14 protein-coding genes are annotated in these 12,965 nt (G+C 58.0%); 13 read left to right on the top strand and 1 reads right to left on the bottom strand.

The genetic code is table 11. The features are described 5' to 3' along the window. The first annotated feature begins 305 nt into the window (after positions 1–305). From BLU35_RS28055 to BLU35_RS36765, 4 genes are all read left to right on the top strand, one after another. Positions 306–2,084 (top strand): cation:proton antiporter domain-containing protein, encoded by a 1,779-nt coding sequence (locus BLU35_RS28055; protein WP_093235412.1) that lies wholly within the window; start codon positions 306–308, stop codon positions 2,082–2,084. Positions 2,085–2,172: 88 nt separating this feature from the next. Then, entirely contained in the window at positions 2,173–2,751 is a 579-nt protein-coding gene (locus BLU35_RS28050; RefSeq protein ID WP_286161650.1) for a response regulator transcription factor, read from the top strand. 32 nt (positions 2,752–2,783) lie between these two features. Then, positions 2,784–3,311, top strand: a complete 528-nt coding sequence (locus BLU35_RS36380) for a hypothetical protein (protein ID WP_143033011.1) — start codon at positions 2,784–2,786, stop codon at positions 3,309–3,311. 197 nt (positions 3,312–3,508) lie between these two features. Beyond that, positions 3,509–3,700 carry a hypothetical protein gene (locus BLU35_RS36765; protein ID WP_353615052.1) on the top strand — a complete coding sequence of 64 codons (192 nt, stop codon included), beginning with the start codon at positions 3,509–3,511 and terminating at the stop codon, positions 3,698–3,700. A gap of 161 nt (positions 3,701–3,861) precedes the next feature. Here BLU35_RS36765 and BLU35_RS28040 read toward each other — a convergent pair whose 3' ends face one another. Further along, positions 3,862–4,758, bottom strand: a complete 897-nt coding sequence (locus tag BLU35_RS28040; RefSeq protein WP_093235409.1) for an SMP-30/gluconolactonase/LRE family protein — start codon at positions 4,756–4,758, stop codon at positions 3,862–3,864. A 116-nt stretch (positions 4,759–4,874) separates the two neighbouring features. Here BLU35_RS28040 and BLU35_RS28035 point away from each other — a divergent pair, with 116 nt between their 5' ends. The 9 genes from BLU35_RS28035 to BLU35_RS27995 form a co-directional block, all read left to right on the top strand. After that, positions 4,875–5,591, top strand: a complete 717-nt coding sequence (locus BLU35_RS28035) for a FadR/GntR family transcriptional regulator (protein ID WP_093235407.1) — start codon at positions 4,875–4,877, stop codon at positions 5,589–5,591. An 11-nt stretch (positions 5,592–5,602) separates the two neighbouring features. Further along, positions 5,603–6,805: a mandelate racemase/muconate lactonizing enzyme family protein gene (locus tag BLU35_RS28030; protein ID WP_093235406.1), complete on the top strand. Its 1,203-nt coding sequence runs from the start codon at positions 5,603–5,605 to the stop codon at positions 6,803–6,805. Between the two features lie 40 nt (positions 6,806–6,845). After that, the gene (locus BLU35_RS28025) at positions 6,846–7,826 is read left to right on the top strand and encodes a sugar ABC transporter substrate-binding protein (protein WP_093235404.1); all 981 of its coding nucleotides are present in this window, start codon (positions 6,846–6,848) and stop codon (positions 7,824–7,826) included. Between the two features lie 141 nt (positions 7,827–7,967). Continuing rightward, positions 7,968–8,945 carry an ABC transporter permease gene (locus BLU35_RS28020; RefSeq protein ID WP_093235403.1) on the top strand — a complete coding sequence of 326 codons (978 nt, stop codon included), beginning with the start codon at positions 7,968–7,970 and terminating at the stop codon, positions 8,943–8,945. Positions 8,946–8,948: 3 nt separating this feature from the next. Next, positions 8,949–9,680 (top strand): ATP-binding cassette domain-containing protein, encoded by a 732-nt coding sequence (locus BLU35_RS28015; protein WP_093235401.1) that lies wholly within the window; start codon positions 8,949–8,951, stop codon positions 9,678–9,680. Between the two features lie 12 nt (positions 9,681–9,692). Beyond that, positions 9,693–10,433 carry an SDR family oxidoreductase gene (locus BLU35_RS28010; RefSeq protein ID WP_093235458.1) on the top strand — a complete coding sequence of 247 codons (741 nt, stop codon included), beginning with the start codon at positions 9,693–9,695 and terminating at the stop codon, positions 10,431–10,433. Further along, on the top strand, positions 10,434–11,333 hold the full coding sequence (locus BLU35_RS28005) for an aldose 1-epimerase (protein ID WP_093235400.1): 900 nt from the start codon (positions 10,434–10,436) through the stop codon (positions 11,331–11,333). It abuts the gene before it with no gap. Next, positions 11,320–12,456, top strand: coding sequence for a fumarylacetoacetate hydrolase family protein (locus tag BLU35_RS28000; protein ID WP_093235398.1), 1,137 nt, complete (start codon positions 11,320–11,322; stop codon positions 12,454–12,456). Before BLU35_RS28005 ends, BLU35_RS28000 begins: the two co-directional genes overlap by 14 nt. 8 nt (positions 12,457–12,464) lie before the next feature. After that, positions 12,465–12,965, top strand: a 501-nt coding sequence (locus tag BLU35_RS27995) for an aldehyde dehydrogenase family protein (RefSeq protein ID WP_143033010.1), incomplete at its 3' end; no start/stop codon positions are given.

Genomic DNA, 12,965 nt, shown 5'->3' with positions numbered 1-12,965 from the left:
CGTGCCGAGTCTTGGCTGGCTCGGCATACGACACGAAGCCTGTTCTCCCGTTTCCAGCGCCGTTAGCCATCTAGGCATTGGTTCCCGGCGCGGTTCGGGAAGGCGTACGAACCTGCTAACAGTGCGAAGCCGTCCGTGCGTGAAAATACGGAACTGTCGTCGCCACCAGCCACAAATGCGAGGGTACCACTCCCGGGACATTCCTCTGAAAATGAGAGTAGGATCCTTCAGGGGAAGAAAAGAGATGCCAGTCGGCTTGGTACACTATGCGCCCGTCACTCTGAACCAAGGGTTGTGAGCTATCGATGACGCCAGGACCAGAAAATTACAAGGAGCTTCTGCTTTTTCTGACGACGGCAGGCGTTATCGTGCCACTGTTTGGGCGATTGAAACTGAGCCCGGTTTTTGGCTTTCTCGCAGCCGGCATCTTGCTTGGTCCCTTCGGTCTTGGAGCGCTCGTAGGAGATTGGCCGTGGCTCTCCGCAATCTCAATCACCGACGTTGGACAGATCGCGCATCTTGCGGAATTCGGCGTGGCATTCCTGCTTTTTATGATCGCGCTCGAGCTGTCGTGGAGCCGTCTTCTGTTAATGCGCAAGCTCGTCTTCGGATTGGGCGGCCTTCAGGTCATCACCTCGACAGCCGTCCTCGCGGCCATCGCGGGCTTGCTGGGCCAAACTCCGGCTTCAGCGGTGGTGCTTGGCAGTGCGCTCGCCATGTCGTCGACGGCGATCATTCTGCCGTCGCTTGTTGAGCGCAAACTGCTGAACACCACCGTTGGGCGGGCAAGTTTCGCCGTATTGCTCTTCCAAGATCTCGCCGTGGCGCCTCTCCTGTTCATGGTGACGATTTTGGGCTCGCGCGGAGGCACGGGGCTCGGCGCCGGCCTGTTGTATGCTCTGGCGCCTGCCGCAGTGGCGCTTTTCGCGATGGCCGGCATCGGTCGCCTCATTCTGCGACCTTTGTTCAAACTGGTCGCGACAACAAAGAGTAACGAATTGTTCGTCGCTGCATGCCTCTTGGTCGTAATCGGTTCTGGCCTAATCACAGCCCTCAGTGGTCAGTCGATGGCGCTCGGCGCTTTCGTTGCAGGTCTCTTGCTCGCTGAAACCGAGTATCGTCGTCAGATCGAGGTTACCATCCAGCCCTTCCAGGGGCTTTTGCTTGGGCTCTTCTTCGTATCCGTTGGAGCTCGTCTGGATCTTTCCGAGATCATTGCCAACCCGGTCGTCACAGTCGGCGTCGCGATCGGGCTGTTTGCCATAAAAGCTCTGACCCTCTTTCCGATCGCGCGCCTGTCAGGACTGACGACCCGCCATGCCGGCGAAGTCGCACTTGTGGTAGGACCTGGCGGCGAGTTCGCATTAATCCTTATCGGCGCTGCTGTGGCAGGCAATGTTGTCCCTGGTGCCGTTGCCGCCACTGCCACAGTCGCGGCAACCTTGACGATGATCGGCGTTCCCTTGCTGGTGCGCCTGCTGGGCCGCGATAGGGCATATGCCGGGACGGCTGATCCTTCGTTTGCAGGACTGACGCCCCAGCATGATGACGGCTTAGAGCGTGTGATCGTCGTCGGCTATGGACGTGTCGGGCAACTGGTCGCGGAGATGCTCACGCGACATGGGTTGAGGTTCCTGGCAATCGACGCCGATCCCGCGCTTGTCGGCAAGGAGCGAGGGCGCGGTTCTACGATCTATTATGGCGATGCCACACGAATCGAGTTGCTTCGACGCTGCGGAATCCAGAGTGCTCGCGCACTTGTTGTAACCTTGGATAACGCAGAGGCTGTGGCCTCTATCGTCTCCTCTGCAAGAGCCGAGCGGGCGGATCTCACTATTGTCGCCCGCGCACGAGATGCGGTGCACGCAACTGAGTTATACGAACTCAAAGTGACGGATGCGGTGCCAGAGACCATCGAAGCCAGCCTCCAACTGTCGCAGGCGGTGCTCGTTGGCATCGGCATTCCGATGGGCCCGGTGATAGCATCCATTCATGAGCGACGGGATGAGTTTCGCAAGATGCTACAGCCAGCGGACGGTTCGAACAGGGAACGGCATGCGATCCGGCCGCGAAGGTCGAAGTGAGTCAAAATCACTCCGATAAGCATGAGAAACGTGCGGAGGCATGCCGCTGCCGGGCCACAGTTTTACGGCGAGGGCATCTGATGCACCCATGACTTTGTCGCACGAGCGGTATCTGCTGGTGGTCGAAAAGACGAGCCCGCTGGACCGCCAACTGCCAGATGGGGATGGTTTGACCCTGATACCAAAGCTGCGTGCTGGCGGTATTGCGGTGCCCGTTATCGTGCTGACAGCCAAAGGGTGTGTTCCAGACAGGATCGACGGGTTGGAGACTGGTGCCGATGATTATATGGCCAAGCCATTCGATTTCGATGAGCTCGTTGCCCGCTTGCGCGCCGTGATGCGACGTCCTGGGCTGGTTCAGTCGCAAATAGTCTCGGTCGGTAAACTGACGTTTGATTTGGAGTTTCGCGACGTATTGGTGGCCTCGCAGCGGCTTGAAATGCCGCGGCGGGAAATGTTGGTGCTGGAAAGTCTCGTGCGCAGGGTTGGGCGAATGGTGCCACGTCCAGCTTTGATGGAAGCGGTCTTTGGTTTCGACGACGAAATCCAGTCAAATGCCCTCGACTCTCACATATCTCGGCTCAGACGGAAGCTGTCCGATGCCGATGCAGGCGTTGTCATCAACGTCATTCGGGGTGTCGGATATTTGCTGCGTGAAGAGTCTTGACTGAGGCACATACATATTCGCTGAGGCGCAGATTGTTCTGGCGTCTACTGGCAGTGCAATCTGCGGTACTGGTTCTCGTGGTCGCGGTGCTTTTTGGTTCGGGGCAACTGTTCCAGTTCCGATCGACCGAAAACACAGTCGAAATATTGCGAGCGGCAGTTAAGCCCGATCAGCATGGCGGCTTTTCGCTCCGAGACACCGATGCGGTAAAGGCGTTTCGTCAAGACGTGCCAGACCTGTGGTTCATTATTCGTGATGGACAAGGGCATGTCCTGTCCGAAGGGACGATCCCTCCTGAATACGCGGTTATTGGCAACGCGCTGGACCATGTGGGACAGGCAAGGCTGGGTTGGAATATTGGCGATCCGGATAGGCCAGTGGCCAGGATGCGTTGGGTGGAAACTGAGGCTGGCCGGCTTCAGATCATGACCGGGTCGTCAGTATCGGCGCCATTTTTTCTAGTATTCCTCGGTATTTCGTTGATCTTGTTGAAACTGGTACTACCCATATTGGGCTTGGCGCGTTTGTTGCCACGCCAATTGTGGTTCGAAGAGCGATGACAGGAATGGAACGAGCAGCCGCACAAGCGGATTCCATCGATATCGAAAAGCGGGGTGTTCGACTGACCCCAGGCGGTCTGGGTCGAAGTTAGTGACGACGGAAAGGGTAATCCCGTTGAATTGCACGGACGTATCTTTGAGCCATTCTCTTCAAGCGCTATCAGCGTGCTGGTGGTTCGGGTCTGGGACTTAAGCTTGTGCAGGAAATAATGGAATTACACGGCGGCGATGTCGTTCTTGAAAACAGATCTGCAGGCGCATCATTTCGATTACGGTTTTCAATCCACTCCGTGAGTGAAGGAGCGACGGCGCCGTCATTTTCCTCCTGTCTTGCCGCAGGTTGCAAGCGGTCGACTCAAGCTTTGCACAACCCATCGTCTATCGATTGACTATCCGGTCGGGATGGACGCCGTACCATCGCTCCTCGGATTAGCAGGGAATCTCGGCCGAATGGAGCGCTCTAAGTACGGTTTCGCGCGTTTAGGATCGCATATTGTATCGAGTGAAATGAACCGAAGCCGTCCTTCTGAACGGCTTTCAGCTTGGTCCGTCACTCTACGAAGCGGTTAGCCGGTAGTCCGCGAACACCGGGGTTTACTGCCAACACCGCGCCTTCCTGTGGGTTGGCTGCCAGATGTTCATCGCGCATCGTGAAGCGTGCTGAAGTTACGAAAAGGGTCTCAAATCCAGGCCCGCCGAATGTGCAACTTGTCGGCCAGGAACAGGGCAGCTCGACGACGCGATCTATCCTGCCATCCGGGGCAAATCGAACGACGCAACCGCCGCCCGCAACGCGACAATTCCATATGAAACCTTCGGCGTCCACGCAGGATCCATCCGGCCGGCCTCGTTCAAACCCCGAAAGAATGGTTCGCCGATTGCGTAGCAACCCAGACTCTCTATCGAACTTGTAGCTGTAGATAGCGTTTTCTTCGGTGTCCGCCGTGATGAGGCGGCCGTCGCTGGTCCAAATGAGCGTGTTTGTGATGCCAAAGCGGTCATCACATACGGGACGCAATTCTCCGTGCGCATAGCGATAGAGCCTTCCTGTTTTGTCCGACATCGCAAGCGGCGTGCCGTCGGCGGCGATGTTGTCTTGCATCGTCCCCACCCAGAAGCTCCCGTCCGGTGCGACGACGCCTTCATTCAGTCGGTTGCCTGGCAGTTCAGGCTCGACCTCCGTCACAAAACGAAGTGGCCCGTCGAAGTCCCATAGCGCGATCGACTTTCTCGACCCGACAATTGCGCCACCATCGGCTCGAAGACCGATCGAAGTGACCAGATCGGGAACGCGCCATGTTTCATGCGTGCGAGACGTTGGGCAGAACCGGTGGATCGCTTTTCCCACGATGTCGACCCAACAAAGCTTGTGCTGTCGATCATCCCATACCGCACTCTCTCCGACGATATTTTCCGCCACGAGGACAACGCCAACTTCGACTCTCATAACTCCTCCGAGCTGTCTGCAAAATGGTTCTTGACACACAGCTTACCTATAAATTATGACTCAGTTCAATTCAACCTGTCCGACAGGTTTTATAAAACCGGGAGACAAAAATGACTATGGCGCCCCTTGACGAAGAGCAATTTGCATCCGGCAATCTCGTCGGCACAGCTATCGGCGCCATTACCCAGCACATCCGGACAAACGAGCTTGGCCCGGGCGATCGGCTTCCGAGCGAGGCTACGCTGTCGAAGGAGCTGAGCGTCTCACGATCGGTGGTTCGTGAAGCTTTCCGGTCACTCGCCACCATGCGGCTGATTGATCTCAACGTCGGAAAGCGCGCGACCGTGGCTCTACTTGATCATGGCGCAATGTCCCTGATGATCGAGCACGGTGTGCACACCGCCCAGATCAACATCAATCAGGTTTATGACGTGCGCCGCACGATCGAAATGCGAACGGCGACGCTAGCGGCGCTGAGGCGAACGGATGCGGAAGCGCGCATCATCCTCGACCACGCGCAGGCGATGGAGAAGAATTTCGCCGATGCGGACAAGGTCATGGAAAGCGACCTTGCCTTTCACCTGGAGATCGCGCGCGCCTCCAAGAACCCGATCTTCTCCATCATTGTCGGAGCCTTTCAAGGTGTCTCTCGACAGACCTGGCCGATCGGGTGGCGCAGTCGCGCCTCCGACGCGGAGCGGCACGCCATGAATCGCATCCATATTGAGTTAGCTGAGGCGATCCGTGCCGGCGATCCGCAGGCCGCCAGCCAGCTTATGGCTCGCCATTTTGATGAGAGTGCCAAAGCACTGATCGCCGCCGGTATCGCTTAAAGGATAGCCCAATGCAAATAACGAGACTTGAAACGCTCCGCGTCGCGGAGCGACCGAACCTGCTTTGGCTGCTCGTACACACGGACGAGGGACTGACCGGACTTGGAGAAACTTTCTTCGGCGCCGAGACTGTCGAAGCCTACATCCACGAGTATGTCGCGCCGCGCGTTATCGGCCGAAACCCGCTCCAGATCGATCTTCTCGCGACTGACCTGGTGGGTTACCTCGGGTTTCGCTCGTCCGGTGCGGAGGTACGCGGCAATTCGGCCTTTGACATTGCACTCTGGGATATATTCGGAAAGGCGACTGGTCAACCTATCGCGCAACTGCTCGGTGGCTTCAGTCGCAATGAAATTCGGACCTACAACACCTGCGCCGGTACGGAATACATCAAGAAGGCGACCGGCCAGACGACGGCGAACTACGACCTATCCTCTGCGGCCAGCCGCAACTACGACGACCTGAATGGTTTCCTCCATCGCGCCGACGAACTTGCCTTGTCTCTCCTGGAGGAGGGCATTACCGCGATGAAGATATGGCCATTCGACATCGCAGCGGAAAAGACGCGCGGCCAATATATTTCGGTTCCTGATCTTAAATCGGCGTTGTTACCGTTTGAGAAGATCCGCGCCGCGGTCGGCGATCGTATGGACATAATGGTCGAGTTCCATTCGATGTGGCAGCTCTTGCCGGCAATGCAGATTGCCCGCGCGCTCGAGCCGTACCAGACATTCTGGCACGAAGACCCCATCAAGATGGACAGCCTCTCGAGCCTCAAGCGTTATGCGGCGGTCTCGCCTGCGCCGATTTCAGCGTCGGAAACTTTGGGTTCGAGATGGGCCTTCCGCGACCTCTTGGAAACTGACGCTGCAGGCGTGGTCATGCTGGACATAAGCTGGTGTGGCGGACTGTCGGAGGCGCGGAAGATCGCCGCGATGGCGGAGGCATGGCATCTCCCGGTTGCGCCGCACGATTGCACTGGTCCGGTCGTACTTTGCGCTTCGACGCACCTCTCACTCAACGCCCCCAATGCGTTGGTTCAGGAAAGCGTTCGAGCCTTCTACAAAACCTGGTACCGCGACCTGGTGACGGCGCTTCCAGAAGTTCGAAACGGAATGATCACGGTCCCACCCGGTTCAGGTCTCGGGATGGAGCTCAACCCAGACCTCGAAAAGGCATTCACGGTGTCACGCCGCGTCTCAAGCGCGGACTGAAGAAATTCGACAGCAATCTGCAGCTTAAGGAGGAGTAAGCATGCGAACGGTTTTGATTGGAAGTGCATTAGGGTTGGCGCTTCTCGGCTCGAGCGCGCTTGGCGCATCGGCCGAGCCGCTGAAGATCGTCTTTACACATCACTCGTCGGCTTCGAATACGTTCTGGCAAGCGGTGAAGAAGGGGTTTGACGACGCCTGTGAGAAGATCGCGGCAAGCTGCCAAATGGTGTTTACACAGACTGAAGGGTCTGTGGAACAGCAACTCTCCAACATGGAAGCTGCGTTGGCGCGCAAGCCCGACGCACTTCTGACCTCCATCGTTGATGACAAGGCGTTTGACGACGTCATCGCTCGGGCCACCAAGAATGGCGTGGAGGTGATCGGCGTCAACGTTGATGACAGCGAGGGAGCGAAAGGAAACGCGCGCGCCGCTTTCGTCGGACAGGGCTTCCGAAAAGCCGGGTACTCGCTCGGGAAGGCGATGTCAGAGAATTTTCCGAAAGAAGGACCGATCAAGGTACTCGTCGGGATCTCGGCGCCGGGGCAGAATTGGTCTGAAACACGCGGGCAGGGCGTGATGGACTTCCTCGAGGAGTTTAAGGCTGCAAATCCTGGCCGTGACATCGCTTGGGAACGGATCGACAGTGGAACGGACCTTGCGGTCACGTCGGATCGTGTTGGCGCCTATCTCAACGCGCATCCCGACACGACAGCCTACTTCGACACCGGCTTCTGGCATGCTGCCGTAGCGCGCGTGCTCAAGGACCGTGGGGTCGCACCAGGCAAGGTGCTCCTGGGCGGTTTCGATCTTGTGCCCGAGGTCGTCCAGCAAATGCAGACTGGCTATGTCCAGGTGCAGGTCGATCAGCAGCCCTACATGCAGGGGTTCATGCCTGTCATGCAGGTCTATCTCGCCCGGAATTTTGGCCTCGCTCCGGCTGACATCGATACGGGGCAGGGGATCGTGCGCCCGGAAGATGCCGACAATATCATGGACCTGTCTGCAAAGGGCCTGAGGTAAGCGCCTCTCTCCAACGTTCCAGCGATTAGAGAGTAACCAATCGATCAAGCATCGGCTTTGCGCGGCAACAGTGGCGCGCAAAGCTGTGCATTTGGCTGGAGGCCTGCGAACCAGCAGCCCTGCCGCTCGGGAGTGCATGTAATGAAAAGAATGCTGAAAATTTACATGGAGAAGCCGGAACTGGCGGCGCTTCTCCTCCTCTTTCTCATGATCGTTCTCTTTCAGATAAGGTCGGGAGGCGTCTTCTTGAGCCTTGATAATCTGCGAGGCTTCTTTGGGATCCTGCCGGAAATGGCGCTGGTAGCGATCGGCGTCACAGTTTTGATGATTTGCGGTGAATTCGATCTTTCGGTGGGAGCGGTGTTCGCCTTGATGCCAATGACGATGGCAGTCCTGATGGCCATGGGGATCGCGTTCCCGATGGCCTTTATCGCGGGCGTGCTGGTCTGCGTGGCAATAGGTTTCCTGAACGGTTTTCTGACGATCCGGTTCGCCATTCCGAGTTTCATCACCACGCTTGGCATGATGTTTGTGGCGAGGTCTCTCACCGTGGTGATCTCCGGCGGCTTTCCGCCACTCCTGCCGGCTGATCTTCCCACATGGCTCTTCACCAGTTTCGTGGGGCCAGGGCAACTTCTTCGCATGTCGTTCATCTGGTTCGTCGTCATTGCTGTCCTTGTGTCTCTGCTTCTGAACCGGACGAACCTGGGAAACTGGATACGAGCAACTGGCGGGTTCCTGCCGGCCGCAGATGCGCTCGGGATCCCGACGGCGCGCGTCAAGATTGCCTGCTTCATTCTGTGCTCGGTGCTTAGCGGCTTTGCCGGGCTTATTCAGGTGCTGCGCCTTGGCTCGCCACTGCCTTCGATTGGCGAGGGTATGGAGCTCCAGGCCGTCGCCGCAGCCGTCATTGGCGGAACCGCCTTGAATGGCGGAGTGGGGGCCGTCCTCGGAGGCATCATTGGCGTCGTGCTCATCCGTGTCATCGATAACGGTCTGATCCTCAGCCAAGTCGATGCCAACTGGTTCAAGTTCGCGATCGGAGCACTGACCATCTTTGCGGTCGTCGCCAATTCATGGCTGCGCAAGCGGGCCAAAGCGATTAAGGTGGAGATCTGAGCGATGAACGGTCCAATTGTTTCCGTCAAAAACCTGCACAAATGGTATTCCGGCGTTCATGCCCTTAGGGGTGTCTCGGTCGATTTCGCGCGCAATGAAGCCGTCGGCCTGATCGGCGACAACGGTGCGGGCAAGTCGACGCTGATCAACATCCTTTCCGGTGTCCAGAAGCAGGACGAAGGTCGCATTTTTGTCGAAGGCAAGGAGGCGACGATATCAAGTCCGCGTGACTCGATGCGGCTCGGTATCGAGACCATCTATCAATACAACTCCATGGTGCCGACCATGTCGATCGCTCGGAATCTCTTTATTGGCCGCGAGCCGATCAAGTACTCCCTCTTCGGCATTGGCGTGCTCGACATGCGCAAGATGCGCAAGGAGAGCGTACGGGCCATCGCGGATGTCGATCTGCACCTGCGCTCGCCCGACGCTTTGGTTGGCGAACTCTCGGGTGGCCAACGACAGGGCGTCGCTATCGCGCGAGCCATGCACTTCAAGTCGAAAGTCATGATCCTCGACGAGCCGACAAATCACCTGTCGGTGAAGGAAACCAATAAGGTCATAGGTTTCGTTCGCTCGTTGAAGGAACAGAACGTCACCGGCATCTTCATCAGCCACAACATGCACCACGTGTTCGAGTCCTGCGACCGGGTTGTCGCTATGGCGCGTGGGCAGATCGTGCTCGACAAGCGCGTCAGCGAGACGTCGATCGACGAAGTTCAATCCGTGCTCTGAGGAGGAATGCAGATGAAACCACTTGAGGGAAAGGTGGCGCTGGTCACAGGCGGTCTCGGCACGCTCGGTCGCGCACAGACCAGTAAGCTCAGCGCCGAAGGCGCGGCCGTCATCGTGCTCGATCGCCCCGGTCACGAGGCAGAGGCGACAACGCAGGACCTTGGCGAGAATGCGCGTTTTCTCGGTTGTGATCTCAACGACCTGGCACGCTCAGAGCAACTCATTCGGCAGGAGGCCGAGGCGTCAGGTGGCATCGACATCCTGATCAACAACGCTGCGCTCATCATCAACAAGCCGTTCCAGGACTTCAGCCTCGAGGAGTACGAGGATCAAATCCGCGTCAATTCCTCGGCTGCTTTTGCAGCGGTGCGAGCCTGTGCCGAATGGATGAAACAAAAACGAAGCGGAAAGATCCTCAACTTCGCGTCCATCACACTCAACGGACAGTGGGATGGTTATGTGCCCTATGTCGCTTCGAAGGGGGCGATGATCGGCCTGACGAAGTCGCTTGCGCGGGAACTCGGCCATCATGGCATCAACGTCAATGCCATCTCCCCCGGAGCCGTCATCTCCGAGGCCGAAAACCGTGTCTTTGCAGATCGACTTCAGGAGTACAATGATTGGGTTCTGGACCGGCAATGCATCAAGGCACGTCTCAAGCCCGAGGACGTGGCGGAGCTTGTCTATTTCCTCGTTTCCCCGGCCTCAGACATGATCACGGGTCAGAATTTCGCCATTGACGGCGGTTGGTAGATGGTTGTCGAACGGGTCACCGTCGAGAACGGCAGCGCGCACCTGCAGCTCGTTCCGGCGCTTGGTGGTGGGATCGCGCAGCTTGATGTGCGAACTGCGAGCGGAGACTGGCTACCTGTATTGAGGCCCTGGCATGGCCGGTTGGAGGATGGTCCCTTCGAACTGGGATGTAACGTCCTCGTTCCGTTTTCGAACCGCATTTCCGGGGGCGGTTTCGAGCATGACAGTGCGTTCCATCGCGTGCCTGCCAACCTTGCCGGCGAGCCGTTCCCTATTCACGGCGACGGCTTCCAGCGGCACTGGCACTTGCTTGCTCACAATGATGAGACAGTGGAACTCGGATGCGATGGGGAGATCGGTCCATTTCGTTATCGGGCTTGGCAGCTCTTTACCCTTCGGGACGACAGGCTGGTGGTGGAGCTGCGCGTCCAAAACCTCTCGCAGCAAGCGCTACCTTTCGGCATTGGGTTCCATCCGTGGTTTCCGCGAAATGAGGGCACTCGGCTGAAATTTCGGGCCACGGAGTTTTGGCTCGAAGACGGCAATCATCTTCCCGCTGGTCGGCGGAACATTTGCGAGGTTCCGGACCGGAACTTTGGCGACGGCCGGGTATTGCCCGAGCATTGGATTAACAACGCCTTCGGTGGGTGGGCGCGAGAAGCAATCATTTCCCAGGAAGCGGGGGCCGCTTCAGTCAAGATCACTGTTTCCGATACTCTTGGATATGCGCTGGTCTATTCGCCAGGATCGAAGGCGGACTTCTTTTGTTTCGAGCCGGTTTCCCACCCGGTAGACGCACATAATCTCGTTGGCCGTCCGGGTTTAAGGGTGCTCGAACGTCATGAGGAACTGACGGCTTCAATGACGCTGAATTGGGATGAACGATATGGAACTCGATAAGTCTGGCACCTTCGTTGGTCGTGTGTGGTCATCTGAGGAACAGGGGCCGGTGTTGGTGACTGTCAGGGCGGGCGTAGTCTTCGATATCACGTCGAAAGAAGCGCCAACGATGCGGGATCTCGCGGAGATGGATGATCCTGTTAGATACGTCAGGGCGCAGCGGGGGAGGGCAATCTGCGATCTGGTGGAGCTCCTCTCGGCAACTCCTGCGAAGTCCGAAACGCGGCGGATCCTCGCGCCATGTGACCTCCAGGCGATCAAAGCGTGCGGCGTCACCTTCGCACGATCGATGCTCGAAAGAGTCATCGAAGAGCGCGCTGCCGGCAATCCAGAACGTGCCTCCGAAATCCGCGAGCGGGTGACAATGCTCGTCGGCGATAGCTTAAGCAACCTCAAGGCCGGCTCACCGGCGGCGGCAAAGGTCAAGCAGGCGCTGATCGAAGAAGGCGTATGGTCCCAATATCTCGAAGTCGGGATCGGTCCCGACGCCGAAGTCTTCACCAAAGGGCAGGTCATGTCGGCCGTCGGCTACGGGGATGAAGTGGGTCTGCACCCGATTTCGAAATGGAATAACCCCGAGCCCGAGGTCGTGCTGGTTGTCAACAGTAGAGGCATAGTCAAGGGAGCGACGCTCGGTAATGACGTGAACTTGCGTGATGTTGAGGGGCGGTCAGCACTCTTGCTTGGCAAGGCCAAGGACAACAACGCATCCTGCGCGCTCGGACCGTTCATTCGGCTGCTCGACGAGAGCTATTCGCTCGACGACGTGCGCAATGCAGAGCTAAATTTGCGGATAGAAGGCGAGGATGGGTATGCGCTGACAGGCCGGAGTTCCATGAAGGAAATCAGCCGCGACCCGCTTGACCTCGTCGCACAGACCATCGGTGACCACCATCAGTACCCCGATGGCTTCATGTTGTTTATGGGCACACTGTTTGCGCCCGTTGAAGATCGCGACGTTCCAGGTCAGGGTTTTACGCACAAGATCGGGGATCTAGTCACGATCTCGAATCGGCAACTTGGGGAACTTGTGAACACAGTGCGTCTGTCGACCGAGTGTAGCCCCTGGACATTTGGCACATCGCACCTGATGCGTAATCTTGCGGCGCGCCGGCTGATCTAAAGGGAACCATGACATTGCATCAGAACCTGATAGCCGGCGAATGGGTCGGTGGTGACGGGGTTGCCAACATCAACCCCTCGAACACCAACGACGTCGTCGGCGAATATGCCCGCGCTTCGGCCGACGATGCGCGTGCTGCAATTGCGGCCGCAAAGGCGGCGTTCCCGGCCTGGTCTCGCTCCGGCATTCTCGAACGCCACGCCATCCTGAGGAAGACCGCCGACGAGATCCTCGCCCGCAAGGACGAGCTCGGAAAGCTGCTGTCGCGCGAGGAAGGCAAGACGCTCGTCGAAGGCATCGGCGAGGCGGTGCGTGCCGGCCAGATCTTCGACTTCTTCGCCGGCGAATGCCTGCGACTGGCGGGCGAGGTGCTGCCGTCGGCCCGGCCCAATATCGGCGTCGAGATCACCCGCGAGCCGGTCGGCGTCGTCGGCATCATCACGCCCTGGAACTTCCCGATCGCCATTCCCGCCTGGAAGATCGCGCCGGCTCTTTGCTATGGCAACACC

It is taken from the genome of Sinorhizobium sp. NFACC03, assembly GCF_900103435.1.
Classification (GTDB): domain Bacteria; phylum Pseudomonadota; class Alphaproteobacteria; order Rhizobiales; family Rhizobiaceae; genus Ensifer.
Note: the sequence above shows the minus strand (reverse complement) of the source record. Positions and strands in the feature narration are given on the sequence as shown.